The 24,295-nt window shown below is 74.9% G+C and carries 25 protein-coding genes; 17 read left to right on the top strand and 8 right to left on the bottom strand.

From position 1 onward, the window contains the following. Positions 1–2: 2 nt before the first annotated feature. Both GA0070558_RS15745 and GA0070558_RS15740 read right to left on the bottom strand, forming a co-directional pair. Positions 3–1,265, bottom strand: a complete 1,263-nt coding sequence (locus GA0070558_RS15745; RefSeq protein WP_043968941.1) for a nucleotide sugar dehydrogenase — start codon at positions 1,263–1,265, stop codon at positions 3–5. A 142-nt stretch (positions 1,266–1,407) separates the two neighbouring features. Continuing rightward, a complete protein-coding gene (locus GA0070558_RS15740; RefSeq protein WP_176734225.1) occupies positions 1,408–2,805 on the bottom strand; it encodes a serine/threonine-protein kinase in 1,398 nt (465 codons plus the stop codon). A gap of 426 nt (positions 2,806–3,231) precedes the next feature. On the opposite strand from GA0070558_RS15740, the gene GA0070558_RS34395 reads away from it, so the two are divergent. From GA0070558_RS34395 to GA0070558_RS15685, 12 genes are all read left to right on the top strand, one after another. Continuing rightward, positions 3,232–3,366 carry a hypothetical protein gene (locus tag GA0070558_RS34395; protein ID WP_255378751.1) on the top strand — a complete coding sequence of 45 codons (135 nt, stop codon included), beginning with the start codon at positions 3,232–3,234 and terminating at the stop codon, positions 3,364–3,366. Next, on the top strand, positions 3,356–3,985 hold the full coding sequence (locus tag GA0070558_RS15735) for an RNA polymerase sigma factor (RefSeq protein ID WP_091280454.1): 630 nt from the start codon (positions 3,356–3,358) through the stop codon (positions 3,983–3,985). The genes GA0070558_RS34395 and GA0070558_RS15735 overlap by 11 nt, the downstream gene beginning before the upstream one ends. Positions 3,986–4,000: 15 nt before the next feature. Then, positions 4,001–4,810, top strand: coding sequence for a hypothetical protein (locus GA0070558_RS15730; RefSeq protein ID WP_141722221.1), 810 nt, complete (start codon positions 4,001–4,003; stop codon positions 4,808–4,810). A 125-nt stretch (positions 4,811–4,935) separates the two neighbouring features. Continuing rightward, positions 4,936–6,171, top strand: a complete 1,236-nt coding sequence (egtA, locus tag GA0070558_RS15725) for an ergothioneine biosynthesis glutamate--cysteine ligase EgtA (protein ID WP_091280451.1) — start codon at positions 4,936–4,938, stop codon at positions 6,169–6,171. After that, complete coding sequence (gene egtB, locus GA0070558_RS15720; protein WP_091280448.1) at positions 6,168–7,499, top strand: ergothioneine biosynthesis protein EgtB; 1,332 nt, start codon at positions 6,168–6,170, stop codon at positions 7,497–7,499. The genes egtA and egtB overlap by 4 nt, the downstream gene beginning before the upstream one ends. Before the next feature lie 31 nt (positions 7,500–7,530). Then, the gene (gene egtC, locus GA0070558_RS15715) at positions 7,531–8,280 is read left to right on the top strand and encodes an ergothioneine biosynthesis protein EgtC (protein WP_091280445.1); all 750 of its coding nucleotides are present in this window, start codon (positions 7,531–7,533) and stop codon (positions 8,278–8,280) included. Between the two features lie 55 nt (positions 8,281–8,335). Further along, positions 8,336–9,301, top strand: coding sequence for an L-histidine N(alpha)-methyltransferase (gene egtD / locus GA0070558_RS15710; RefSeq protein ID WP_091280439.1), 966 nt, complete (start codon positions 8,336–8,338; stop codon positions 9,299–9,301). 231 nt (positions 9,302–9,532) lie between these two features. Further along, positions 9,533–10,117: a TMEM165/GDT1 family protein gene (locus GA0070558_RS15705; RefSeq protein WP_091280435.1), complete on the top strand. Its 585-nt coding sequence runs from the start codon at positions 9,533–9,535 to the stop codon at positions 10,115–10,117. 68 nt (positions 10,118–10,185) lie between these two features. Beyond that, positions 10,186–10,623 carry a DUF1622 domain-containing protein gene (locus GA0070558_RS15700; protein ID WP_091280431.1) on the top strand — a complete coding sequence of 146 codons (438 nt, stop codon included), beginning with the start codon at positions 10,186–10,188 and terminating at the stop codon, positions 10,621–10,623. After that, positions 10,620–10,925 carry a hypothetical protein gene (locus GA0070558_RS15695; protein WP_091280427.1) on the top strand — a complete coding sequence of 102 codons (306 nt, stop codon included), beginning with the start codon at positions 10,620–10,622 and terminating at the stop codon, positions 10,923–10,925. Before GA0070558_RS15700 ends, GA0070558_RS15695 begins: the two co-directional genes overlap by 4 nt. 41 nt (positions 10,926–10,966) lie before the next feature. Then, entirely contained in the window at positions 10,967–11,173 is a 207-nt protein-coding gene (locus tag GA0070558_RS15690; protein WP_091280421.1) for a hypothetical protein, read from the top strand. A 328-nt stretch (positions 11,174–11,501) separates the two neighbouring features. Then, complete coding sequence (locus tag GA0070558_RS15685) at positions 11,502–12,977, top strand: tyrosine-protein kinase domain-containing protein (protein ID WP_091280418.1); 1,476 nt, start codon at positions 11,502–11,504, stop codon at positions 12,975–12,977. On the opposite strand, the gene GA0070558_RS15680 is transcribed toward GA0070558_RS15685, so the two are convergent. After that, positions 12,958–13,512 (bottom strand): arsenate reductase/protein-tyrosine-phosphatase family protein, encoded by a 555-nt coding sequence (locus tag GA0070558_RS15680; protein ID WP_091280414.1) that lies wholly within the window; start codon positions 13,510–13,512, stop codon positions 12,958–12,960. The genes GA0070558_RS15685 and GA0070558_RS15680 overlap by 20 nt on opposite strands. A gap of 114 nt (positions 13,513–13,626) precedes the next feature. Between GA0070558_RS15680 and GA0070558_RS15675 the strand changes: the two genes are divergently transcribed. The 3 genes from GA0070558_RS15675 to GA0070558_RS15665 all read left to right on the top strand — a co-directional run bounded on the left by GA0070558_RS15675 (position 13,627) and on the right by GA0070558_RS15665 (position 17,461). Beyond that, on the top strand, positions 13,627–14,886 hold the full coding sequence (locus GA0070558_RS15675; RefSeq protein ID WP_091280410.1) for a glycosyltransferase family 4 protein: 1,260 nt from the start codon (positions 13,627–13,629) through the stop codon (positions 14,884–14,886). 87 nt (positions 14,887–14,973) lie between these two features. After that, positions 14,974–16,761 carry a DUF4012 domain-containing protein gene (locus tag GA0070558_RS15670; RefSeq protein WP_091280753.1) on the top strand — a complete coding sequence of 596 codons (1,788 nt, stop codon included), beginning with the start codon at positions 14,974–14,976 and terminating at the stop codon, positions 16,759–16,761. A gap of 16 nt (positions 16,762–16,777) precedes the next feature. After that, positions 16,778–17,461: a hypothetical protein gene (locus GA0070558_RS15665; RefSeq protein WP_077940142.1), complete on the top strand. Its 684-nt coding sequence runs from the start codon at positions 16,778–16,780 to the stop codon at positions 17,459–17,461. Positions 17,462–17,543: 82 nt separating this feature from the next. Here the strand turns inward: GA0070558_RS15665 and GA0070558_RS15660 are convergent, their stop codons facing one another. Both GA0070558_RS15660 and GA0070558_RS15655 read right to left on the bottom strand, forming a co-directional pair. Beyond that, a complete protein-coding gene (locus GA0070558_RS15660; RefSeq protein ID WP_077940147.1) occupies positions 17,544–18,998 on the bottom strand; it encodes an MFS transporter in 1,455 nt (484 codons plus the stop codon). Further along, positions 18,974–19,210, bottom strand: a complete 237-nt coding sequence (locus GA0070558_RS15655; RefSeq protein ID WP_043969592.1) for a hypothetical protein — start codon at positions 19,208–19,210, stop codon at positions 18,974–18,976. Before GA0070558_RS15655 ends, GA0070558_RS15660 begins: the two co-directional genes overlap by 25 nt. A 157-nt stretch (positions 19,211–19,367) precedes the next feature. Here GA0070558_RS15655 and GA0070558_RS15650 point away from each other — a divergent pair, with 157 nt between their 5' ends. Together GA0070558_RS15650 and GA0070558_RS15645 are read left to right on the top strand one after the other, a co-directional pair. Further along, the gene (locus tag GA0070558_RS15650) at positions 19,368–20,516 is read left to right on the top strand and encodes a geranylgeranyl reductase family protein (RefSeq protein WP_091280406.1); all 1,149 of its coding nucleotides are present in this window, start codon (positions 19,368–19,370) and stop codon (positions 20,514–20,516) included. A 29-nt stretch (positions 20,517–20,545) separates the two neighbouring features. Further along, positions 20,546–20,737: a hypothetical protein gene (locus GA0070558_RS15645; RefSeq protein ID WP_043968958.1), complete on the top strand. Its 192-nt coding sequence runs from the start codon at positions 20,546–20,548 to the stop codon at positions 20,735–20,737. 48 nt (positions 20,738–20,785) lie between these two features. On the opposite strand, the gene GA0070558_RS15640 is transcribed toward GA0070558_RS15645, so the two are convergent. From GA0070558_RS15640 to GA0070558_RS15630, 3 genes are all read right to left on the bottom strand, one after another. Further along, complete coding sequence (locus GA0070558_RS15640; RefSeq protein WP_043968959.1) at positions 20,786–22,609, bottom strand: bifunctional metallophosphatase/5'-nucleotidase; 1,824 nt, start codon at positions 22,607–22,609, stop codon at positions 20,786–20,788. 163 nt (positions 22,610–22,772) lie between these two features. Then, the gene (locus tag GA0070558_RS15635; protein WP_256091964.1) at positions 22,773–23,435 is read right to left on the bottom strand and encodes a nucleotidyl transferase AbiEii/AbiGii toxin family protein; all 663 of its coding nucleotides are present in this window, start codon (positions 23,433–23,435) and stop codon (positions 22,773–22,775) included. After that, positions 23,432–23,812 carry a hypothetical protein gene (locus tag GA0070558_RS15630; RefSeq protein WP_091280745.1) on the bottom strand — a complete coding sequence of 127 codons (381 nt, stop codon included), beginning with the start codon at positions 23,810–23,812 and terminating at the stop codon, positions 23,432–23,434. The genes GA0070558_RS15635 and GA0070558_RS15630 overlap by 4 nt, the downstream gene beginning before the upstream one ends. Positions 23,813–24,295 lie beyond the last annotated feature (483 nt).

The raw sequence follows: 24,295 nt of genomic DNA, 5'->3' as shown, positions 1-24,295 counted from the left end.
CGTCAGAGGCGCTCGACCGTCGGGCCGTGGCAGCGGTTGCGGGTGTCGAAGACGTACCGGGCGTGCCGCACCACCAGGTCGTAGTCGAGGCAGTCGTGGTCGGTCACCACCACCACGGCGTCGGCCTCGCGGAGCTCGCGCTCGGTCAGGCCGACCACGACCACGCCGCCGGGCAGGTGGTGCGGCTCGGCGTACGGCTCGACCGCCCTGACCTCGGCGCCGAGGTCCTGGAGGCGGCGGGCCACGTCGACGGCGGGGGAGTCCCGCATGTCGCCGGTGTTCGGCTTGTACGCCAACCCGAGCAGCAGCAGCCGGGCCCCGCTGACCGCCCGCCCGGCCCGGTTGAGCCCGTTCATGATCCGTCGGACGACGTGCTCGGGCATCTCGTGGTTGACGTCGTTGGCCAGCTCGATGAACCGGAACTGCCGTCCCAGCCGGCGCTTGACCTGCCAGGACAGGTAGCACGGGTCGATCGGCAGGCAGTGCCCGCCGACGCCCGGGCCGGGGCGGAACGGCATGAACCCGAACGGCTTGGTCTCGGCGGCCTCGATCGCCTGCCACACGTCGATGTCGAGGTGGTGGCTGAGCATCGTCAGCTCGTTGATCAGCGCGATGTTGACCTGGCGGAAGGTGTTCTCGATCAGCTTGGTCAGTTCCGCGACCCGGGTGGAGTCCACCGGCACGGTCCGCTCGACCAGCCGCCGGTAGAACGCGTCGACCCGCTCCCGGGAGGCCGCGTCGACGCCGGAGACCACCTTCGGGGTGTTCTCCAGCTTCCACACCGGGTTGCCGGGGTCGATCCGTTCCGGGCTGTAGCCGAGGTGGAAGTCGCCGGGGGCGGTCAGCCCGCTGGCCGACTCCAGCAGCGGCCGGAGCAGCTCCTCGGTGGTGCCGGGGTACGTGGTCGACTCGAGGATCACCGCGCAGCCCGGCCGCAGGTACGGCCCGATGCCGCCGCCGGCCTGCTCGACGTAGCTCAGGTCGGGCACGCCGTCTCGCAGCGGGGTGGGCACGGTGATCACGCAGATGTCGAAGCCCTCGGCGTCGGCGTACTCGGTGCTCGGGCGGTACCGTCCGCTGCCCAGCGCCCGGCCGAGCCGGTCGGCGGGGATGTCCTCGACGAAGGACTCGCCCGAGGCGAGGCGCTTGACCCGGTCGGCGTTGACGTCGAGGCCGACGACGTCCATGCCCGCCTCGACGGCGCGCATGGCCAGCGGCAGGCCCACGTATCCCTGGCCGATGACGACCAACTTCTCAGCGCTCACCCATGGCTCCCGCGGCAGACGACGGAACGTACGTCATCGTCAGCGTAAGTGAGGTTCTGGGTTTTAAGTCCGATTTGGTGAAGGTGGGGTCGGTGGGGCGGCCGTCGCCCGGCCGAGCCCCGGGACCCGGCCGGGGCCGGGGTCAGTCCCCCTGGGCCGGCGGGTCGGCGGGGGTGCTGGCCGTGGTGGGCGGCGGATCGGCCGGCGTGCTCGCCGTGGTGGGCGGCGGATCGGGCGGGGTGCTGGCGGTGGTGGGCGGCGGGTCGGCGGGCTTGGTGGGCGGCGCGCCCGTCGGTTCCGGCGCGGCCGAGTCGCTCGGCTGCGGGGTCGGCGTCGGGGTGACCGACGCCGAGGGGCGACCCCCACCGGGCCGGAACGTGCGGTCCGGGTCGACCACGGCCTCCTCGCTGGCGGCCGAGTCGTCGGAGCCCGGCGTCGGGTCGGCCGCCGGGGCGGTCGGCCCGTACTTCGTGGCAGGGGCGTCCGCGTTCGTCGCGGCGCCGAGCGCCGCGGCCAGCGCGATCCCCGCGACCGCCACCGCCGCGAGCGCGCCGACCAGGGTGCCGCGCCGGCCCGTGCGGCCGACGAAGGTGCGCGCCGGCGCGGCCGTCGGCCGCACCGGCGGCAGGTCGTCGCGGGTGCTGTCCAACCCGTTCCGGGCGCCGACCGACGTGCGCGGCGACACCGGCACGGTGCTGGTGGGTGCGGAACTGTCGGCGATGGTGGCCCGCGCGGCCTCCGCCATCGCCGCGCCGGTGGCGTACCGCGCCGCCGGGTCCTTGGCCAGGGCGCGGGACACCAGGTCCCGCACCGGCCCGGGGATGTCGGTCGGCAGCTCCGGCGGCTCGTCGTCCAGATGCCGCACGGCGACCTGCAGGGGGTTGTCGCCGGTGAACGGCGGCCCGCCGGTCAGGCAGCAGTAGGCCACCGCGCCGAGGGCGTAGATGTCGGTGGCCCCGGAGACCGGTCGGCCCGCCGCCTGCTCGGGTGCCATGTAGAGCGCGGTGCCCGGCACCGCGTTGGTGCTGGTGATGCTCGTGACGTTGGTCGACCGGGCGACCCCGAAGTCGACCAGGACGACGGTGCCGTCCTCCTGCACCAGCAGGTTGCTCGGCTTGACGTCGCGGTGGACGATGCCGCCGGCGTGCGCCGCGTGCAGCGCCTGGGCGGCCTGCGCGACGATCGACATGGTCTCGGCCACGCCGAGGTGCCCCGCCGCCTCGATCCGTCTGGACAGCGGCTCGCCCTCGACGAACTCCATCACCAGGTAGTCGGCCCGCCCGCCGGTGGGCAGGTCGTCCTCGCCGCAGTCGTAGACCTGCACGATGCCCGGGTGCCGCAGGGCGGCCATGATGCGGGCCTCGGCGCGGAACCGGGCGATGAAGTCCGGGTCGGAGACCAGCGCCGGCAGCAGGACCTTGACCGCGACCCGCCGGCCGAGGATCTGGTCCGTGGCCCGCCAGACGTCACCCATGCCGCCGGTGGCGACACGGTCGTCCAGGCGGTACCGACCGCTGAGTACGACTCCCGAAGACAACACAGCAATACCGTACCCAGAGCGCGCCCGGCTCACTTCTCGCGCTCCGGCCGGACCGACCGGAGCGACGGGGCGGCCGGGGCGGCCGGGGCGGCCGTCGGGCCGGCTCGCCCGTGATCGACTCGCGACCACCTGTCACAGGTTGCCCGAGCCGGTGCCGTGGCCTGGCTGAACGGGGGAGGGCCCGAATGTCGCGCTCGGCCTGCGCAGACAGTGGCGTCCGCGGCCCGCGCCGTGTCACATCGACTCGCCGTGTTCACCGTTTGATAATTCTCACTCTTTCTCCGGGAGGCATTGACTTGTCCGCCCGGCACCCCGCTCCTCGCGTTAGCGCGGCTCCGGCCAGCCGGGCTCCCCGGGCGGGAACCCCGCCGACGGCCGCGCCGGGTGGTGGTCGCACGCGCCGTCCGGGCGCGTACGGTGTCGGGCGTGATCAGGGTCAGCGGGGGGCTGGTGGTGCGGGAGGAGGTCCGGCTGCCGGGCCAGGTCGGTGCCGTGCGCGTCGCCGCCGACGTGCCGCCCACCGACGCCGGGCAGGGGGAACGGCGTACCCATGACGAGTGAACTGAACGAGGCGGTCGTCGCGGCGCAGGCCGGCGACGAGGACGCCTTCCGGTTCCTCTACCGCACTCTCCAGCCCGGCCTGCTGCGCTACCTGACCGCGCTGGTCGGCGCCGACGCCGAGGACGTGGCCTCGGAGACCTGGCTGCAGATCTCCCGGGACCTGCCCACCTTCACCGGCGGGGAGTTCCGGGCCTGGACCGTCACCATCGCCCGGAACCGGGCCATGGACCACCTGCGCCGGCAGCGCCGCCGGCCCTTGCTGCCCGTGCCGGTGCAGGCGCTCGCCGACCTGGCCGGTGACGCCGACACGGCCGAGCGGGCCGGCGAGACCCTCGGCACCGAGGCCGCGCTGGCGCTGATCGCCACCCTCCCGCCCCGGGAGGCCGAGGCGGTGCTGCTGCGCGCGGTGATCGGCCTGGACGCCGAGAGCGCCGGACGGGTGCTCGGCCGGCGGGCCGGCGCGGTGCGCACGGCCGCTCACCGGGGCCTGCGCCGCCTCGCCACGCTCCTGCAGCGCCAGGACCCGACCTCGGAGGCCGCTCCGTCCGCGACGCCGCCCCGCCCCCGCCCCGGCCGGCCGACGCCCGGCGCGCCGTACGTCGAGCAGGCGGACGGCTGACGTGAGGGGAAACCGATGAGCTTCCGGCAGCCCGACCGGCCGGACCTGCCCGCCGACCGGGCGGCGTCCGACCGGCTCCTCGACTCCGCGCGCCACGGCCGCGCGGGCGACGACGGCCGTCCCGCCGACCCCCTGGCCGACCTGCTCGCCGCGGCGGCGGCGCCGGCCCGCCCCGGTGAACTCGCCGGCGAGGAGGCGGCGCTCGCCGCGTTCCGGGCCGCCCGCGCCGCGCCGGCGACGCCCCCGGCGCGCGCGCCCCGGCGGCGCCGCAGGATCGGGGCGGTCGCCTGGATCGGGGCGGTCGCCGCCACCGCGACCGCCGGTGTCGCGGTCGCGGCGGTCGGCCTGGACCGCGCCGACGAGCCCGCGCCCGCGCCCGCGCCGAGCACCGCGTCGGCCGACCCCGGCGCCTCGGGCCCCACCACCGCCGGCCCCACCGCCCCGGGCCCGGCCGGCGCCCCGTCCGCCCCCGGCGGCGGGACCGCGACGCCGGGCAGCGCCGGGCCGAGCACGTCCGCCGGGGCCGCGCCGCCGCAGACGCCCGGCGTCACCCCCGGCGCGGGCCGTTCCGGGGCCGCCGCGAACCTGCCCGGACTGTGCCGGGCGTACCTGGCCAAGCCGGCCGCGCAGCGGGCGAAGGCGCTGACCACCCCGGGATTCGCGCCCCTGGTCGCCGCCGCCGGCGACGCCGCCGAGGTGGACGCGTTCTGCCGCCGCCTGGTCCCCGACCCCGCGGCCACGCCCGCCGCCCGCCCCACGCACACCGGCCGGCCAGCGTCGAAGGCCACCCCCACCGCGGGCACGGACACCGCCGCCGAGGACTGATCCCGAAACATCTGTTACGGCAAGGCGAGCGGAATTCGTCTGCTAGACAGAAGATGGTCGCAGCGCGGACGCCGGGGCCGGTAAGGGTCACGCTGTTCCGCCCCGACCGAGGGAGGGATCGTCTCGTGGTGACGTCACCGGAGCTGGACCGCACCACCCCGCTGCGGGGGGTGGACGACGCGGTCCGGCACATCGCCCGGATCTGCTTCAAGACCGGCCCACCGACCCGCACCGGTGTCGAACTGGAATGGACCGTGCACGACGCCGCCGACCCCGCCCGCCCGGTGGACCGGGAGCGGCTCCGGGCGGCCCTCGGGCCGCACAGCCCCACCACCATCCACGACTCCAGCCCCGCCGCACCGCTCCGGCACGGCAGCACCGTGACCGTCGAGCCCGGTGGCCAGCTCGAGATCTCGACCGCGCCGCGCTCCTCGGTCGCCGCGCTGGTCGACGCCACGAACGCCGACATCGCCCAGGTCACCGACCTGCTCCGCGCCGCCGGTCTGACGCTCGGGCGCACCGGCATCGACCCGTGGCGGCCGCCCCGGCCGGTCGTCGACACCCCGCGTTACCACGCCATGCGCTGCGTCTTCGACCGCCGCGGCCCCGCCGGCCGGACCATGATGTACAGCACCGCCGGGCTCCAGGTCTGCCTGGACGCCGGCGAACCGGACCAGGTCGCCGCCCGCTGGGCGGCGGCCCACGCGGTCGGCCCGCCGCTGCTCGCGGCGTTCGCCACCGCCGACCGGCACGCCGGGCGGCGCACCGGGTGGGCGTCCGCCCGGATGGCCGCGTGGCTGGCCATCGACCCGGCCCGCACCCGCCCCGTCTGGTCGCCGCAGCGGCCCGACGCCGACCCGGTCGCGGCGTGGACGGCGTACGCGCTGGCGGCCCCGCTGTTGTGCCTGCGCGACGACGCGGCCGACTGGACGCCGCCGCCCGGGGTGACCTTCGGCGACTGGATCACCGGCGCGCTGCCCCGGCCGCCCACCACCGACGACCTGGACTACCACCTGAGCACGCTGTTCCCGGTGGTACGCCCCCGCGGCTACCTGGAGATCCGCTACCTGGACGCCCAGCCGGGGCCGGACTGGCGGCTGCCGCTGGCGGTGCTCGCCGCCCTGCTCGCCGACCCGGCCATGGTGCGCCAGGCGGTGGCCACGGCCACGCCGGTCGCCGACCGGTGGCACGAGGCGGCCCGCCACGGCCTCGGCGACCCGCCGCTGGCGCGGGCCGCCGCCGACCTGCTCGACCTGGCGCTGGCCGCCCTGCCCCGGCTGGACCTGCCGGCCGACCTGCACGACGAGACGACCCGAGGACTACGGCGGCGGCTGGCCGCCACGGAGAGGGGATCGCGGTGACGACCATCCACGAGCTCGGCGCGGAACAGCTACGCACCCGCATCGCCGCCGAGCTGGAGCGCACCCGCGCCAGGACCGCCGGGCTCACCGAGGCGGTCGACGACGCCGACCTGATGCGCCAGCACTCGCCGATCATGTCGCCGCTGGTCTGGGACCTCGCCCACGTCGGCAACCAGGAGGAGCTCTGGCTGGTCCGGGACGTCGGCGGGCGCGAGCCCGTCCGCCGGGACATCGACGACCTGTACGACGCGTTCAAGCAGCCCCGCCGCGACCGCCCGGCGCTGCCGCTGCTGCCGCCCGCCGAGGCCCGCGCCTATTTGGCCACCGTGCGGGACAAGGTGCACGACCTGCTCGACCGGGTGCCGTTCACCGACCGGCCGCTCGTCGCCGACGGGTTCGCCTTCGGCATGATCGTCCAGCACGAGCAACAGCACGACGAGACCATGCTCGCCACCCACCAGCTGCGCGTCGGCCCGCCGGCGCTGTACGCCCCGGACCCGCCGCAGCCGCGCGCCCGGGTGGCCGACGAGGTCCTGGTCCCGGCCGGGGAGTTCACCATGGGCACCTCCACCGACCCGTGGGCGTTGGACAACGAGCGCCCCGCGCACCCGGTGGACCTGCCCGCGTACGTCATCGACGCCGCCCCGGTCACCAACGGCCGCTACCGCGAGTTCATCGCCGGCGGCGGGTACGACGACCCGCGCTGGTGGAGCGAGGCCGGCTGGGCGCACCGCACCGAGGCTGGGCTGACCGCCCCGATGCACTGGCGGCGCGACGGCGACGGCTGGGCGTACCAGCGGTTCGGCCGGTGGTCGCCGGTGCGCGACGACGAGCCGGTGGTGCACGTGTGCTGGTACGAGGCGCAGGCGTACGCGGCGTGGGCCGGCAAGCGGCTGCCCACCGAGGCGGAGTGGGAGAAGGCGGCCCGCTGGGACCCGGCCATCGGCCGGTCCCGCCGCTACCCGTGGGGCGACGGGGAGCCGACCGCCGAGCACGCGAACCTCGGGCAGCGGCACCTGTGGCCCGCGCCGGTGGGCGCCTATCCGGCCGGGGCGTCGCCGCTGGGCGTGCACCAGCTGATCGGCGACGTGTGGGAGTGGACGTCCAGCCCGTTCCGCGGCTATCCGGGGTTCGCCGCGTTCCCGTACCGCGAGTACTCGGAGGTGTTCTTCGGCGACGACCACCGGGTGCTGCGCGGTGGCTCCTTCGGCACCGACCGGGCCGCCTGCCGGGGGACGTTCCGCAACTGGGACTACCCGATCCGGCGGCAGATCTTCAGCGGCTTCCGCTGCGCCCGCGACGCCCGCCCGGACGAGTCGGGCCGGTGAGGGCCGGCCACGTCGCCGCCGGGGCCGCCTGATGTGCCGGCACCTGGCGTACGTCGGGCCGCCGGTGAGCCTGCGCGCCCTGCTGTACGACCCGCCGCACTCCCTGGTGCGGCAGTCCTGGGCGCCCCGGGACATGCGCGGCGGCGGGACCGTCAACGCCGACGGCTTCGGCGTCGGCTGGTACCCGCCCGGCGGCGGCGAGCCGGTGCGCTACCGGCGGGGCACGCCGATCTGGGGCGACGTGACCCTGCCGGGGCTGGCGGCGGCGACCACCAGCGGCGCGGTGCTGGCGGCCGTCCGCTCCGCCACGGTCGGCATGCCGGTGCTCGACACCGCCGCCGCCCCGTTCGCCGAGGGGCCGTGGCTGTTCAGCCACAACGGGGTGGTGCGCGGCTGGCCCGACGCGGTGGCCGCGCTCGCCGGCCGGCTACCCGTACGCGACCTGCTCACCCTCGACGCGCCGACCGACTCGGCGCTGCTGTGGGCCCTCGTGCGGCACCGGCTGCGGGCGGGCGAGGACCCGGCGCGGGCGGTCGCCGCCACGGTGGCCGAGGTCGCGGCGGCGGCCCCCGGGTCCCGGCTCAACCTGCTGCTCACCGACGGGCGCACCGTCGTGGCCAGCGCCGCGGGCCATGCGCTGTCGGTCCGGCAGACCCCGGGCGCGGTGCTGCTGGCCTCGGAGCCGCACGACGACGACCCCGGCTGGCAGGCGGTGCCGGACGGGCGGCTGGTGGTGGCCACGACGGCCGGGGCGCGCGTGGCCGCCCTGCCCGCCGGCTGAGCGGCGACCGGCCCGCACAGGTGGGAAACGACACGACCGACGGAGGGGACACCCGATGAGCGCGGAACCGCTGGAGATCTACCTGGAGGAGCAGGACCTGGGCCGCAGCCTGCGCGACGACGTTCGCACGGGGCTGACCGCGTGGCCGAAGTGGCTGCCGCCGAAGTGGTTCTACGACGCGCGGGGCAGCGAGCTGTTCGAGGAGATCACCCGCCTGCCGGAGTACTACCCGACCCGGGCCGAGCGGTCCGTTCTGGCCGAACGGGCCGGCGAGATCGCCGAGCTGACCGGGGCGAAGACCCTGATCGAGCTGGGCTCCGGCTCGTCGGAAAAGACCCGGCTGCTGCTGGACGCGTTCACCCGGCGCGGCGGGCTGGGCACCTTCGTGCCGCTGGACGTCTCGGTCAGCGCCCTGAAGCAGTCCACCGAGCAGATCGCCACCGACTATCCCGGCCTGCGGGTGCGCGGCATCGTCGGTGACTTCACCCGCCACCTCGACCGGCTGCCCACCGGCGGCCGACGGTTGGTGATCTTCCTCGGCGGCACGATCGGCAACCTGCTGCCCGCCGAGCGGGCCGGCTTCCTCGCCGCCATGCGCGCGTCCCTGGAGCCCGGCGACTGGCTGCTGATCGGCACCGACCTGGTCAAGGACCCGTCGATCGTCGTACCCGCCTACGACGACGCCGCCGGGGTGACCGCCGAGTTCAACCGCAACGTGCTGCGGGTGGTCAACCGGGAGCTGGGCGCCGACTTCGACCCGGAGGCGTTCGCGCACGTCGCCCTCTGGGATCCGGAGCGGGAGTGGATCGAGATGCGGCTGCGCGCCGAGCGTCCGGTCCGGGCCCGGGTGCTCGACCTCGACGTGGAGTTCGCCGCCGGGGAGGAACTGCGCACCGAGGTGTCGGCGAAGTTCCGCCCCGAGGGCATCGCCGCGGAACTCGCCGCGGCCGGCTTCACCGCCCGGGAATTCTGGACCGACGCCGACGGGCTGTTCGGCGTGACCCTGGCCCGCGCCGACTGAGCAGCGGTCCGCGCCGCCCCGGTGCTCAGGCGGCGCCCCCTGGTGGGGTAGGGTGGTGGCGCGAAGGGGAGTAGCCCCCAATGTCGTGGTCGACACACTGGTGCGTTCCGCATCCGGCCACGCGGCCCCACCCTCGGGTGGGGCGGGCGAGACCTTCGACCCAGGCTGTCTACAACAGCCGGGTCGAGGGCGCCCCACACCCCCCGGCCCGGTGTTCTCGGGAAGGGTGTCATGGAAGGTTTCCTCGTCGCGCTGGCGGTCAGCTTCGGCGTCATCTTCGTCGCCGAACTCGGCGACAAGTCCCAGCTGATGGCGCTGACGTTCGCCACGCGGTTCAAGCCGATCCCGGTGCTCATCGGCATCACGGTCGCCACCGCCGTCGTCCACCTGGCCTCGGTCGCCATCGGCTACGGGCTGGGCGCCGCCCTGCCCACCGGCTGGATCTCGCTGATCGCCGGCCTCGCGTTCCTCGGGTTCGGCGCCTGGACGCTGCGCGGGGACAAACTCACCGAGGAGGAGAAGCGCAAGGCCGAGCGCGGCGGCAAGTCCGCCGTCGTCGCGGTCGGCGTGGCCTTCTTCCTCGCCGAGTTGGGCGACAAGACGATGCTCGCCACCATCACCCTCGCCACCAAGTACGGCTGGTTCGGCACCTGGCTCGGCTCGACCCTCGGCATGGTGGCCGCCGACGCGCTGGCGATCCTGGTCGGGCGGCTGCTCGGCCGGCACCTGCCCGAGCGCACCATCCGCTACGGCGCGGCGATCCTCTTCGCCATCTGCGGTCTGTGGCTGATCTTCGAGGCCGTCGCCGAGCTCTGACCTTCGAGGCCGTCAGCCGAGCCCGGCTGACGGCGACTACCCACCGGCGGGCCGGGTAACGGCCCCGGGTGAGCTGGGACGACATCCTGCGTACCGGCGACCACCTGGCGGTCGCCGTCGTGGAGGTCGCCGGCGCGGCGGTCATCTTCGTCGGCGCGGTCTGGGCGGCGCTGCGGTTCGTGGCCGAGGGGCTGCGACACCGCAGCGCCGCCGTCTTCACCCCCATCCGGTTGACCCTCGGCCGGTTCCTCACCCTCGGGCTGGAGTTCCAGCTCGCCGCGGACATCCTGCGTACCGCCGTGTCGCCGACCTTCGACCAGATCGGCAAGCTCGCGGCCATCGCCACCATCCGGACCGCGCTGAACTTCTTCCTGCGCCGCGAGATCGCCCAGGAGCAGCGCCAGATCGATCCCGAGCGGCCGTCGTCGCCGGCACCCGGCCCGTCCGGCACGGCGCAGCCGGCGACTCCCGATCCGTCCGCCGCCGCCCCCGGGGACCGGTCGTGACCGCCCCGCTGCCGTCGGTCGTGACCGCCGCGGCGCTGCTCACCGGCCTGGTGACCCTGGCGACCACCCGATCGTGGCGGCGCGCGCTGCGCGTGCTGCTGGACCTGTTGACAGCGGCCGGGCTGCTCCGGCTCGCCGGCGACCAGGGTTGGACGCAGCTGGCGGGGGCCGCCGCGGTCGTGGCGCTGCGCACCGCACTGTGGCGGGTGGTCGTGCTCACCGCGCCGGCGGCCGGGGCGCGGCGGCCCGCCGCCGGACAACACCGAGCGCGCTGCGGAGCGGACGATCACGCCTTACGGTGAGCGACAAGAGGCGATTCTGGCGATATATGGAGGTAAAAGGCATGAGTCGGCACGACGAGCCCAACGAGTACGGTTTCGCCGGCGGCGCCACCGCCCCCGAGCCGCCGGCCGGCGGCCGACCCGACGAGCAGGACCTGGCCGAGGAGGTCGCGGTGCCCGGTGACGACCTCACCGAGCCGTTCAGCGACGCGGTGACCGAGGAGACGGACCAGGCCGAGGAGGACGAGCCGGCCGAGCGTCGCCGCTAAGACATCAGCCGGGGGCCGCCGGGCGCACCGGTGGCCCCCGGCCGTCCGTCCGGAGGCCAGTCCGTGCGCCCTCGTCCGCCGGGCCGTCCCCCGCGTCACCCCGGCCGTCCGAATCGAGTTGGTCCAGCGTACGGAGAAGTCCGCGATAACTGGGCGAGTGCCGATTTCATCCTTATTACCGTCTTTGGGAGTTTGGATCCTCTACAGTCGGTTCGACCGGATGCGCTGGTGGGGTCGACCGACTGCAACAGGATCGCCCCGTGATTGCTGAGGGAGCTTTGGTGCTTGACATGTCGACCGCACGGACCGGACGGGGGCTTCGCGGCTGATGGACGTTCGTGATTTCCTCCGGACCGTCCGGCGCAGCTGGTGGGTGGTCCTGCTCTCCGTCATGGTGGGCCTCGCGGTGGCCGCGCTGGTCACGGTCCGGACCCCGCCCCGCTACGCGGCCTCGGTGAGCTTCTTCGTCACCACCCCCAACCAGGGCGTCACCGACGCCTACCAGGGCAACGTCTTCATGCAGCAGCGCGTCAAGTCGTACGCCGACCTGCTGCAGAGCGACCGGCTGGCGCAGAAGGTCGTGGGCAAGACCGCGCTCGGGCTGACCGCCGAGGAAGTGCAGGCGCGGGTCAGCGCCGCTGCCATCCCCGACACCGTCCTGCTGCGTGGCACCGTCACCGACACCGACGCCACCCGCGCGCTGCGGCTGACGGAGGCGATCACCGCCCAGTTCATCGAGCTGGTCAAGGAGGTGGAGTCCGCCGGTGAGGGGCGGACCCCGCCGGTCAAGGTCGAGGTGATCAGCGGCCCCCGGGTCGGCTCCAGCCCGGTGTCGCCCAACCCGGCTCGCAACCTGGCCCTCGGCGCGCTCGGCGGCCTGCTCGCCGGCATCGGCCTGGCCCTGTTGCGGACCCGGTTGGACACCCGGCTGCGGGACTCGGTCACCCTCCAGCGAGCTACCGGCAGCCCGCTGCTCGGTGAGATCCCGTTCGACGCCGCCGCCCGCACCGCCCCGCTGATCGTCGGGGACGCGGCCACCACCCCCCGGGCCGAGGCGGTACGCAAGCTGCGCACGAACCTGCGCTTCGTCGACGTGCACGAGCCCGCCCGGGTGATCGCGGTGACCAGCGCGTTGCAGGGGGAGGGGAAGACCACCCTCTCCTGCAACCTCGCCATCGCCCTCGCCGAGGCCGGCTGGCGGGTCGCCCTGGTCGACGCGGACCTGCGCCGGCCGAAGGTGGCCGAGTACCTGGGCATGGAGGCCGGCGTCGGGCTGACCGACGTCCTGCTCGGCGACGTCAACGTGGGCGACGTGGTGCAGCGGTGGGGCGACAAGTCCCTGCTCGTGCTGCCCGCCGGCTCGGTGCCGCCCAACCCCAGCGAGCTGCTCGGCTCCAAGGCGATGGCGGACCTGCTGCTGGTGCTGCGGGAGTCGGCGGACATCGTGGTCATCGACACCGCTCCGCTGCGTACCGTCACCGACGGCGTGGTCGTCGCCGTCCAGGCCGACGGGGCCCTGATGGTCAGCCGTTACGGCCGCACCGACCGTGGTCAGGTCGGCGCCGCCGCGCAGGCGCTCCAGGCGGTCTCCGTGCGGCTGCTGGGCTGCGTGCTGAACATGGCCAAGCTCGGCCGCGCCGAGACCTACCAGTACGAGAACTACCGGGTGGAGGTGCCGGCCGGGCCGGCCGCCGTCCCGCCGAGCCACATGGACACCGCGCCGGCCGCCCGCGGCGGCGGGTTCCCCGGCCCCGAGCAGACGATCCCCGACCCGACGCAGGAACTCACCCGGCTGCCTCGATGAGTGCCGCAACCGGTGCCAGCGATCGCTCGATCTCCTGCGCGCAGCGCCGGAAGTCGGCTGGCCTGCCGCCGATCGGGTCGAGCAGGTCGTCCTCGGCCGGGGCCGCCGGTTGCAGCAGCCCCCGGGCCAGGGCCGCGGCCCGCACCGCCGCCCGCAGCGCACCGCCGTCCGCGCCGTCCGGCGTCCCGGCTGCCCCGGCGAGCCGGCCGAACTGGCGCAGGGTGAAGGTGCGGTGCAGGGCGGCGGGGAGCAGGGAGACGCAGGCCGAGCGTTGGCGTCGGGTGGAGGTCAGCACCAGCGCGGCGTCGGACAGGTGGGCGGTGGTCAGCGCCCGACTGCGGAACTCGGCCGGGTCACGCCCCGTCTCGGCGGCCACCTCGGCCGCGTACGGGTGCATGGGCCGCCCGTCCACGGCGTCGGTGCCGGCGCTGGCCACCTCGACCGGCAGCTTCGCCATGAACTGCCCGGCCAGGTATTCGGCCATGGGCGAGCGGCACAGGTTGGCGTGGCAGACGAACAGGATGCGGTCGGCCATCGGTGGTTCTCCCGGCGTTCTGGTCGCGGTGGGACCCGTGGAATCGTATGCGCCCGCCGGCACTTTCCGTGTCCACGCCGCGCCGGTGGGTCATCGTCGGGCCGGGAGGACCCGGTGAGGATCGGCATCCTGTCCTACCACTTTCCGCCGGAGCCGGCGTTCGTCCCCGGCAGCCTGGCCGAGCAGTTGGCCGCGCGCGGCCACGAGGTCCGCGTGCTGACCGGCTTCCCGGACTATCCCGGCGGTCAGGTCTATCCGGGCTGGCGGCAGCGGTGGCGGTACGAGACCCGCAGCGAGCGGCTCACGGTGCGGCGGGTGCCGCGCTGGTCGGCCGGGGACGCCTCCGTGCGTGCCCGCGTGGCGGGATGGCTCTCCTTCGCCGCGAGCGCCGGCACGATCGGGCGGGGTCACCTGGCCGGCGTCGACGTGCTCTACGTCCACCAGCTCCCCGCCGCGACCTTCGCGGCGGCCGGCCTGCTGCGGCTGCTGGGCACGGTGCCGACGGTGCTGCACGTGCAGGACGTACACCCGGAGTTGGAGGCACAGGGCGCGACGCCGACGCCGTGGGCCGCCCGGGTGGCCGCCGCCACCCGGTGGCTCTACCGCTCGGCGGACCTGGTCGCGGTCGCCGCGCCCGGCATGCGCGACCTGGTGGTCGCCGGCGGCGCCGATCCGGGGCGGGTGCGGCTGGTGCTCAACTGGACCGACGAGCGGCTGTTCCATCCGGCCGAGCCGACCCGGGAGGCCCGCCGCCTCGTCCGGGGCGACGGGCGTTGCGTGGTGATGCACGCCGGCACCATCGGCGCCCGGCACGGGCTGGAGACGGCCGTGCGCGCCGCCGCGCCGCTGCGCGGCACGATGGACCTGGTCCTGGTCGGCTCGGGCCCGGGCGAGGAGCGGGTCCGCCGGCTCGCGGCGGAGCTGGGCACCGACAACGTCCGGTTCGTCGCGCGGCGCTCGCCGCTGGAGATGGCCGACCTGTACGCCGCCGCCGACTACCAGCTGGTGATGCTGCGCGACCTGCCGGAGCTGCGCGGGACGATTCCCGGCAAGCTGCAGGCCGCGTTCGGCTGCGCGGCGCCGGTGGTGGCGTCGGCGGGCGGCGACACTGTCGAGATCGTGGAGCGCGCCCGGGCCGGGCTGTCCTGCCCGCCGGAGGACTGGGCCACGCTGGCCGACCGCTTCTGGCTGGCCGCCACCATCCCGTCGGCGGCCCGGCTGGAGATGGGCCGCCGCGGCCGGGAGGCGTACCTGCGGGACATGTCGCTGCACGGCGGGGTGGACGCCGTCGAGCGGCTGCTCCACGACGCGGTCGACGCGCGGCGCAGCCGCGGGGCCGCCGCGCGGACGCGCCGGCCGGAACCCCCGGCCTAAATCCACCATAACGGCGCGAAGTGGGCGAAGCGCGTGCTAGAAAATGATGAATCGTCATTTCTGTCCGTTTTCTGAGTGGAGTGGGCGTTGAGTGAAACCGAGCAGCCTCGCCGCCGAGGGCGACGGTCCCGGCGGCGAGCCAGGGCCCGCGCCCGTCGTGCCCTGCTCGCCGGCCTGGTCGTCGGTTCGCTGGCGCTGCTGAGCGCCGGCTGGGTGGGCTTCCGGGGCTGGCAGGCCCGCACCCACCTGCTCAACGCCGCCGCCCTGGCCCAGCAGCTCAGCTCCGAGGTGGTGGGCGCCGACACCGAGCGGGCCCAACGCACCCTGTCGGCCCTGCAGGTGCAGGCCGGCGCGGCGCGTGACGCCACCGACGACCTGGGCTGGCGGGCGGGGCAGCACACCCCGTTCGCCGGGGACGACCTGACGGCGGTGCGTCAGATCGCGGTGGCCATCGACGACCTCGCCCGGGAGGCCTTCCCCACCCTGCTGCGCACCGACCTGTCGACCCTGCTGCCCGGCAAGGGGCGGCTGGACGTGCCCCGGCTCAAGGCGGTCGCGGCGGAACTCACCGCCACCGACCAGGTGGTCCAGCGCACCCACGCCCGCCTCGCCGCCGTACCCACCGACGCCCTGGTCGCGCCGGTGCGCGACGCCGTGGCCGAGCTGCGTAAACAGCTCGACCAGTTGGCCACCCTCACCCGGGCGGCCGACGGCGCCGCCCGGCTGCTGCCGCCCCTGCTCGGCGCGGCCGGCCCCCGCAGCTACCTGATGGTGTCCCAGAACCCGGCGGAGCTGCGCGCCACCGGCGGGATGTTCGGCGCGTACGCCGTGATCGAGGCCAAGGACGGCCAGCTCCGGATGGGCACCCAGGGCACCAGCGCCCAGCTGGGCCTGTTCGACCCGCCCCTGAAGCTGAAGCCGGAGATCCGCAACCTCTACACCGACCTGCCGGGCATGTACCCGGCGGACGTCAACCTGACCCCGCACTTCCCGACCGCCGCCGCCCTGTTCCGCCAGATGTACCGCGAACGCACCGGCGACACCGTCGACGGCGTCCTCGCGGTCGACCCGGTGGTGCTGTCCTACCTGCTCAAGGTCACCGGCCCCGTCCCGGTGCCGGGCCACACCACCCTGGTCGGCGACAAGGCGGTGCGGACGCTGCTCTCCGACGCCTACCAACGGATGGACGCGGTGGAGCAGGACGAGTTCTTCGCCGCCTCGGCGACGGCCGCCTTCGACACCTTCTTCACCCGCGAGGTGGACCCCCGGTCGTACCTGTCCGTGCTGGACCGGGCCATCACCGAACGGCGCGTGCTGTTCTGGAGCGCCCACCCCGAGGAACAGCGGGTCATCGAGGGCAACCGGCTCGCCGGCTCGCTGCCGGAGAAGGAGGACGTGCCCACCGTCGGCGTCTTCCTCAACGACGGCAGCGGCGCGAAGCTCGGCTACTACCTGCGCCCGGCCGCGACGCTGACCGTCGGGGGGTGCCGCCCCGACGGCCGCCGCGAACTGCGGCTGCGATTCACGCTGCACTCGACCGCGCCGAAGCGCGGGCTGTCGACGTCCGTGCTCGGCCTCGGCCTCGCCGGCGACCCGTACACCGCCCGCACCCTGGTCTCCGTCCACAGCCCGGCCGGCGGCGCGGTGCTGCGCACCCGGCTCGACGGCACGGAAGTGCCCGTCGGCAGCGGCACCGAGCGCCGCCGGCAGGTCGTCGTCGCCAACGTCGAGGTGCGCCCCGGCGCCACCCGGACCCTCGAGGTCGACGTGCTGACCGGCAGGACCGGCAGCGCCACCGGCGACGCCGACCTCTGGCTCACCCCGACCGCCACCCCATGGACCACCCACATAGATCCCGCACCACACTGCGATTAGTAGGAGGGAACCCATCATGCGGCTATCCCGCATCATCATGGCGCTCACGATCGGCCTTGCCGTCGTGGCCGCGCCGACCGCGGCGGGGGCGGCGCAGCCGCAGCCGACACCGTCGCCGACCGGCTCACCACAGCCGACACCGTATCCGCCGCAGCCCCCGGTGCTGACGGTGAACCCGTCGACGGTCTACGTCGGCGACACGGTCACCCTCAGCGGTTTCGGGTTCGGGCCGAACGAGGTCGTCGACATCACCGTCACGATCACGCCGCTGGCCGCCGGCCTGCCCGGCCAGTCCACGGTGCGTCGCAGCGACGGCAGCACCGTCGCGATGGCGCCGGTGGCCTACCGGGCGGCGGCACCGACCCACTTCACGGTCGTGACCGACGGGGCGGGGAACTTCACCACCACCTACACGCCGGACACGCCCGGGCAGTACCTGTTCACCGCGGTCGGCCAGACCACGGGCCGGACGGCGAGCGCCACGCTGACCGTGCTTGCGCGGCCCCAGCCGTCGCCGTCGCCGACGTACCACCCGACGCACAAGCCCTGGCCGCCGCACGGCGGAAAGCTGCCCGTGACGGGTGACAACCTGGGCACCCCGCTCGCGGTCGGCGGCGGCCTCGTCGGGGTCGGTGTGGTGCTGATGCTCGCCGGCCTGGCCTGGCGTCGCCGGGCACGCTTCGGCGGGTCGACGCGCTGACCCACGCTGAGCCGGGCAGTGCCCGAGCAGTGAGGACGGCGGTGCCCGTCCGGGAGATCCCGGGCGGGCACCGCCGCTGCCGTCACCCCGTGCGCCCGCCCTCGCCCCGGGCGTGCCAGCGGTCGAACAGGGCGGCGAACAGGCCGAGCGAGATGATGCCCATGGCCAGCAGCAGCGCGTGCCGCACCGCCGGCGACCAGTCCCCGCCGCTGCCGGCCAGCGCCGAGAACAGCACCGAGCCGACGGCGGCGATGCCGGCCGCCGAGCCGATCCGCTGGCCCGTCTGGAGCATGCCGGCGGCGCTGCCCGCCTGCGGCACCGGCACCTGGGCCAGGGTGAGGGTCTGGTTGGGCGTGATGACCAGGCCGCTGCCCAGCCCCGCGACCAGCAGCGGCACGGCCATCAGCAGCGGCACCGACCCGCGCGGGTCACCGCGCAGCACGAACACCACCGCGCCCAGGCCGAGCAGCACGACCAGCAGGCCGGTGGCGACGAGCGGGCGGCCGTACCGGTTGACGATCCGACCGCCGAGGGCCGACGCGGCGGCCGAGCCGAGAGCGAACGGCGTGATCGCCAGGCCCGCGACGAGGGGGCGGTAGCCGAGGCCGTTCTGCAGGTAGAGCGTGAGCACGAAGAAGATCGCGGTGAACCCGCCGAAGTAGAGCAGCGCGATCAGCGAGCCCAGGGCGTACGAGCGGAAGCCGAACAGCCGCAGGTCGAACAGCGGAGCGCCGCGTCGGGCGTACCGGCGTTCCCAGAGCCCGAAGGCGGCCAGCACCGCGAGCCCGGCGGGGACCAGGAGCCACTTCCACGGGCTGTGCCACTGCTCGCGCTGCACCAGCGGCAGCAGCACGAGCACGACACCGACGCCGAGCAACAGCACCCCGACCGGGTCGAGTCGCCGCCCCTGGGCGGCCCCCGCCGGCTGCGCCGGCAGCAGCCGCCAGCCGAGCACGATCGCGACGATCCCCACCGGTACGTTGACGAAGAAGACCCACCGCCAGCCGTCCTGCTCGCCGCCGGCCTGGATCAGCAGCCCACCGAGCAGCGGTCCGATCGCGGTGGAGATGCCGATGGTCGCGCCGAGCAGCCCGAACGGCCGGCCGCGCTCGGGGCCCCGGAACAGCTGCTGGATCAGGCCGGTGACCTGCGGGTTGACGATCCCGGCGGCCACCCCCTGCAGCAGCCGGGCGGCGACCAGCCAGCCGGGGGACTGGGCCAGCCCGGCCAGGGCGCTGGTCAGCGTGAACAGGGCGATCCCGACGACGAACGCGGTGCGTCGGCCCCGGGCGTCGCCGAACCGCCCGGCCGGCACCAGCACCAGCCCGAACGTGAGGGCGTAGCCGGACAGCACCCACTGCAGGTCGCTCGGCGTCGCGCCGAGCGCCCGGTCGATCGACGGGACCGCCACGTTGACGATGCTCACGTCGAGCAGTGTCATGAAGGCGGCGACCAGGCCGACCCCCAGCGCCTGCCACCGACGTCGCTCGTCGGCCCGGCCACCCGGCGGGCTCACGCCATCTGACGGGCGCACCAGCGCGGGCCGAAGTCCAGCCCGGCCATCGGGGAGTCCTCCCGGTGCAGCAGGTTCTTCTCCGTCAGCAGCCGCAGGGGAGCGTGCACCTCCTCCTCGGTCAGCCCGGACTCCTGCGCGATCAGGTCCGGGTAGGGCACCTGCCCGCGGATCTCCAGCGCCGCCACCGCCTCGTACACCCGTTCCTCGACGTCCGACAGACGCACCTGCTGCATGGCTTCCTCCTCGGTCACCGCCCGCGCGGCGGGCGGGGCTGCGCTGCGCGGTTACCCGCCGGCCCGCCGTTGATGCCCGCCCGCACACCGGATTCGGCGCGCGGCGTACCGGATGCGCCACCCGGCCTTCCGCCCGACCGTGCCCTAGGCTGCAACGGTGATCAACTGGGACCTGGTCGTCGTCGGCGGCGGCCCCGCCGGGCTCTCCGCCGCTCACGTCGCGGCCACCGCCGGGCTGCGCACCCTGGTCGTCGAGCGCGCCGCGCACCCTCGGTACAAGACCTGCGGCGGCGGGCTGATCGGCACCTCCCTCGCGGCCGTCGCCGGCCGGATCGACGTGCCCGCGCATGACCGGGTGGACCGGGTGACGTTCACCCGCGACGGGCGGCGCGAGTTCACCCGCCGGCACGCCGCCGGGCCGCTGATCGCGATGGTGCGCCGCGACGAGTTCGACGACCGGCTGCGGGCCGCCGCCGTCTCCGCCGGGGCGCAGCTGCGCGAGCGGGTCGCGGTCCGCGCCGTGGAGCAGGACCCCGACGGGGTACGCCTGCGGCTCGCCGACGGCGACGTCGTGCACGCCCGCACGGTGATCGGCGCCGACGGCTCCTCCGGGGTGACCGCCCGGCACGTCGGCGTGCGGTACCGGCAGGTCGACCTCGGCCTCGAACTGGAACTGCCGGTGCCCGAGCCGGAACGGCGTCGCTGGCGCGGCCGGCTGCTGCTGGACTGGGGGGCGATCCCCGGCTCCTACGCGTGGGTGTTCCCCAAGGGCGACACGTTGACCGTCGGGGTCATCGCCGCCCGGGGCGCGGGGGAGCGGACCCGGGCCTACCTGCGCGACTTCGTCGACCGCCTCGGCCTGTCCGGGGTGCACCCGCAGCACGACTCCGGGCACCTGACCCGGTGCCGGGCCGACGACTCGCCGCTGCGCCACGGCCGGGTGCTGGTGGCCGGCGACGCGGCCGGCCTGCTGGAGCCGTGGAGCCGGGAGGGCATCAGCTACGCGCTGCGCTCCGGCGCGCTCGCCGGGGCCGCCGTCGTCGACGGCGACCTGGACGGCTACCAGCGGGCCGTGGACCGGGACCTGACGCCGTCGATGCGCGCCGGGCACCGGCTGCTGGAGGTGTTCTCCCGTCGGCCGGACGTCTTCCACGCCCTGCTGGCCACCCCCGCCGGGTGGCGGATGTTCGTCCGGTTCTGCCTGGGCCGGGCGAGCTTCGACGAGACGCTGACCCGCGCCCCGGTGCGGGCGGCGCTGGCGTTGCTGGACCGGCTCCCGCAGGCTCGCCGGGTGGGGCCGCGATGAGGCATCCTGGGTCGGAGGAGGGCCGAGCCATGAGCGAGTCCGAACCCCCGTTCACCGACGAGGAGTTGGCGTTCCTGCGGCACGTCCGCTTCGGCGAGCTGCCGCCCGCGGTACGCCCCGAGGAGCGCACCGCGGCGACCGAGACCGACCCCCGCCGGGACCGGCCCGACCCGGCGACCAACGCCGACCAGTGGGTCCTGCGCCTCGGCCCCGGCGGCTGAGCGGGCGGCCCCGTCCCCTCAGGACGGGGCCCCCGACCCGGGCCGGGCTCAGGCGTTCGGGAACTCCACCGGAACGCCCGCCCGCACCAGCCGCCAGTTCGGCACGAAGAAGTCGGCCGGGTCGATGGTGCCCCGCTCCTGCGCCCAGTCGATGAGCAACTGCCGGATCTCCTGCTGCGCGTTGTAGACCTGCGGCTTCACGATGCCCGGGAAGTTGCCGCCGCCGCTGCGCCGGTAGTTGTTCACCGCGACCACGAACCGGGCGTCGTCGGCGACCGGGGCGCCGGTGCCGGGCAGGACCAGGCGGGTGATCCGCTGGCCGACCGGCCGGCTGACGTCGATGTCGTAGTCGAGGCCGGAGAAGACGTCGTAGTTGTAGTCCGGCACGGCCGGGTCGCTGATCGTCGCCGGGTCCACCGGCGCACCCACCGCGAGGGTCGTGAAGTACTTCGCCGAGTACTCCAGGTAGGCGCGGACCTCCGCGCCGGTGAGGACCACGGCCTCCAAAGTGTTGTCGTAGACGTACAGCCCGGCGACGTCGCGGATGCGCACGTCACCGGCCGGGAAGACCGCCGTGCGGCTGAACGGCGCCGCGATCGACAGCACCGGCAGGGCCGCGTGCTCCGTGCCGGCCAGCGCCGCCGTGACCACCTCGGTCTGCACGTGGTTGATGAAGTCCAGGATCGGGGTGTCCTTGTACCGCGACTCGGCGGCCGACAGCTCCACCGTCGACCGGGCGACCACCGTGTTGACGTACGAGACGGTTTTGGTGTGCTGGCCGCGCACGGCCGCGAGCACCGCCGGATCCTCGACCACCGTGTTGGTGTTCAGCATGGTCGCGTGCTTCGACACGACCTTCCAGCAGCCCCGCTCGCGGGTGAGCGTGAAGTCCATCCGGGTCAGCCGCTGCCCCCACTTGGACGGCTCGGAGAGCAGCACCTGCGCGCCCGTGCGCGCGTTCGTCACGAACTTCTCGACGACCTCGTTGTGCGCGTGGCCGAAGAGGATCGCGTCGATGCCCGGGACCTGCTCGGCGATCATCGTGCACGGGTTCTCGTTCGGCAGCTCCGGGCCGTAGCTGGAGGTGCCGCTGTCGCCGCCGTGCGCGGAGACGATGACGAGGTCCGCGCCGCGCGCCCGCATCACCGGCACCCACTTCGCGGCGGTCTCCACCATGTCGGCGAAGACCAGCCTGCCCTCGACGTTGCCCTTGTCCCAGATCGCCACGCCCGGGTTGGTGAGGCCGAGGATCCCGACCTTCAGCTTCGGCGCGCCGTGCCCGCCGAGCCGGACCTCCTTGATCACGTACGGCAGATACGCCGGCTTGCCCGTCGCCTCGTTGACCGCGTTCGCGGCGAGCGCCGGGAAGCCGAGCTGGCCGATCCACTTCGCCAGCAGCGGCAGGCCGTAGTTGAACTCGTGGTTGCCCAGCGTCACCGCGTCGTACTTCAGGATGTTCATCGCGTTCGCCATCGGGTGCGTCTCACCGGTGGTGGTGATCGGCTCCTGCTTGGCGTAGTACGTCGCCAGGGGGGTGCCCTGGATCGTGTCGCCCGCGTCGAGGACCAGGGTCGCCCTGCCCGTGCGCTCGGCGCGGATCTGGTTGACCAGGGTGGCCAGCTTCGCGACGCCGACGTCGTTGTGCTTGCTGTCGTCGTACTCCGCGTCCCGGTAGTAGTCCCAGTTGTAGACGTTTCCGTGGGTGTCCGAGGTGCCCAGGACGGTCAGGTCCCAGGTCTTCGGTCCCCTCGACGGCTTCGGGTCCGTCGACCCGGCCGCCCTGGCCGGGGCGGCGGCGATCAGGGGCGCGGTCGCGGCGGCCGCCGCGACGGCCAGCACCTGGCGGCGCGAAGCGCCGGAGGAGAAGGTCATGAGGTGCCTTTCCAGGGGAAGGGACGCGCCTCGTGGGCGCCGTTGCGCACCATAACGAGCCCCCGTCACTCCTGCCACAGCGGCCCGACGCGCCGCCGGTGCGCTGGGCTCCCGGTTCGCCGCGCCGCCGGTTCGCCGCGCCACCGGGCCCGCGCGGCGGGCGTCAGCGGGGCCAGTCCGCCAGTCGGGCCCGCAGCCGGGCGACCTGCGCCTCGTCCAGCCCGTAGCGGGCGAAGCGACGATCCGGCAGGCGGTCCAGGTAGTGGCCGGCGGCCCGCACGTCCTCCGGCTCCAGCGCGGGGTCGAGCTGCCGGGCCAGGTCGAGCACCTCCGCGACCGAATAGTGGTCGAGCACCGCCGCCACGTCGATGAAGTCCCGGACCTCCCGCCGGTTGACCAGCGCCGCCGTCTTGTTGGCGACCAGGTCCCGGACGTCCATCACCGGTCCGAGGTCCATCACCACCGGGCTGCGGTTGCGGTCGAGTCGACCCAGACTCAACCGGATCCGACGCGGCCCCCGGCTCACCACGAAGTCCTTCATGTCCCGGTCGAACCCGGCGAACAACTCCGCGAGGTCGCTGTCCGGGTCGGCGTCGCCCACCTCGAACCCGGCGCGCTCCAACGCCGTACGCACCCCGGCCGCCGCCGCGGCGGCGGCCCCCTCGACGTCGGCGAAGAGGTCCACGTCCTCCGTCGGGCGGGAGAACAACCCGTGTGCGGCCCAGGCGACGCCGCCACCGAGCACGAACCGGTGCCGCCCGGCGACCGACAGGGCCACCCGGGCGACCTCACGATAGAAGTCGTCCGGCGGCGCGGCCCCGGTCACGCCGCCGGCAGGGCCCGGACCGCCGGCCCGCCGCCTTCGTGGCGCAGGACCAGGTGGCGTCGCTCCCACGCCTCGCGTACGCCACGGGGCAGGTTGAGCAGGCACCAGACCTGGCGCAGCAGGTGACCGTTGACCAGCTGGCGCAGGTCGGCCGCGCGGGTGGTCTCGCGCAGGACGTTCTCGTACATCCAGAGCAGGTCGTCCGGGTCGCCGAGGTCGAAGGTGCGGTCCGCGCTCCACATCAGGCGTACGGGCAACTCGACGACGCCCCGGGTCGGACCCGTCAACTCGGTCAGGGTGGCGGTGACGACAGCGGGGCGGCCCGGACGGGCCAGGAAGGCCCCGCCGGTCATGGTGGGGGAGACGACGCCCTGCATGGTGTCAGGGTAGCGCCTGGCCGGGCCGACGCGGCACGACAGGCGCTGCGCGGTCTGCCCGGCCGCCTCGGCGCCGGCTGCGCCTGCGCGGCTGGTTGGCCTGGTGATCGACTTCATGTCGGCGACATGGCGGCATCAACGCGCCGGGACACCCCACCTGCCCGACATCCCATCACGCGACCCCCCGATTGGGTGGTTTGTCCGGCCCGGCCCGGCGCGGTGGCGTGGGACGGGTTCGGCGTGGGCGCGGCGCGGGGCCGGGGCGGGGCCGGGGTGACCGACGGCCCCCGGGGCGGGCGGGTGGGCCGGCGGGGCGTGGCTGGGTTGATCGACTTCATGTCGGGCGGGTGGGGGTATTCCGGCGGCGTTGATACCCCCACCTGCCCGGCATGCCGTCAGCCCTCCGCCGGAATGGGCGGATTGTCCCGGCCCGGCGGGGTGTGTGGGGCGGGGTGGCGTGGGGCGGGGTGGGGGCGGGGTGGG

It is taken from the genome of Micromonospora haikouensis (genome assembly GCF_900091595.1).
Lineage (GTDB): Bacteria > Actinomycetota > Actinomycetes > Mycobacteriales > Micromonosporaceae > Micromonospora > Micromonospora haikouensis.
Note: the sequence above shows the minus strand (reverse complement) of the source record. Positions and strands in the feature narration are given on the sequence as shown.

Excerpts from the sequence above, each read along its gene's own strand:
- GA0070558_RS15735 (WP_091280454.1), top strand. The coding sequence starts at position 3,356 with ATGACGAGTGAACTGAACGAGGCGGTCGTCGCGGCGCAGGCCGGCGAC.
- GA0070558_RS15730 (WP_141722221.1), top strand. The coding sequence starts at position 4,001 with ATGAGCTTCCGGCAGCCCGACCGGCCGGACCTGCCCGCCGACCGGGCG.
- egtC (WP_091280445.1), top strand. The coding sequence starts at position 7,531 with ATGTGCCGGCACCTGGCGTACGTCGGGCCGCCGGTGAGCCTGCGCGCC.
- egtD (WP_091280439.1), top strand. The coding sequence starts at position 8,336 with ATGAGCGCGGAACCGCTGGAGATCTACCTGGAGGAGCAGGACCTGGGC.
- GA0070558_RS15705 (WP_091280435.1), top strand. The coding sequence starts at position 9,533 with ATGGAAGGTTTCCTCGTCGCGCTGGCGGTCAGCTTCGGCGTCATCTTC.
- GA0070558_RS15690 (WP_091280421.1), top strand. The coding sequence starts at position 10,967 with ATGAGTCGGCACGACGAGCCCAACGAGTACGGTTTCGCCGGCGGCGCC.
- GA0070558_RS15685 (WP_091280418.1), top strand. The coding sequence starts at position 11,502 with ATGGACGTTCGTGATTTCCTCCGGACCGTCCGGCGCAGCTGGTGGGTG.
- GA0070558_RS15680 (WP_091280414.1), bottom strand. The coding sequence starts at position 13,512 with ATGGCCGACCGCATCCTGTTCGTCTGCCACGCCAACCTGTGCCGCTCG.
- GA0070558_RS15665 (WP_077940142.1), top strand. The coding sequence starts at position 16,778 with ATGCGGCTATCCCGCATCATCATGGCGCTCACGATCGGCCTTGCCGTC.
- GA0070558_RS15655 (WP_043969592.1), bottom strand. The coding sequence starts at position 19,210 with ATGCAGCAGGTGCGTCTGTCGGACGTCGAGGAACGGGTGTACGAGGCG.
- GA0070558_RS15645 (WP_043968958.1), top strand. The coding sequence starts at position 20,546 with ATGAGCGAGTCCGAACCCCCGTTCACCGACGAGGAGTTGGCGTTCCTG.
- GA0070558_RS15640 (WP_043968959.1), bottom strand. The coding sequence starts at position 22,609 with ATGACCTTCTCCTCCGGCGCTTCGCGCCGCCAGGTGCTGGCCGTCGCG.
- GA0070558_RS15630 (WP_091280745.1), bottom strand. The coding sequence starts at position 23,812 with ATGCAGGGCGTCGTCTCCCCCACCATGACCGGCGGGGCCTTCCTGGCC.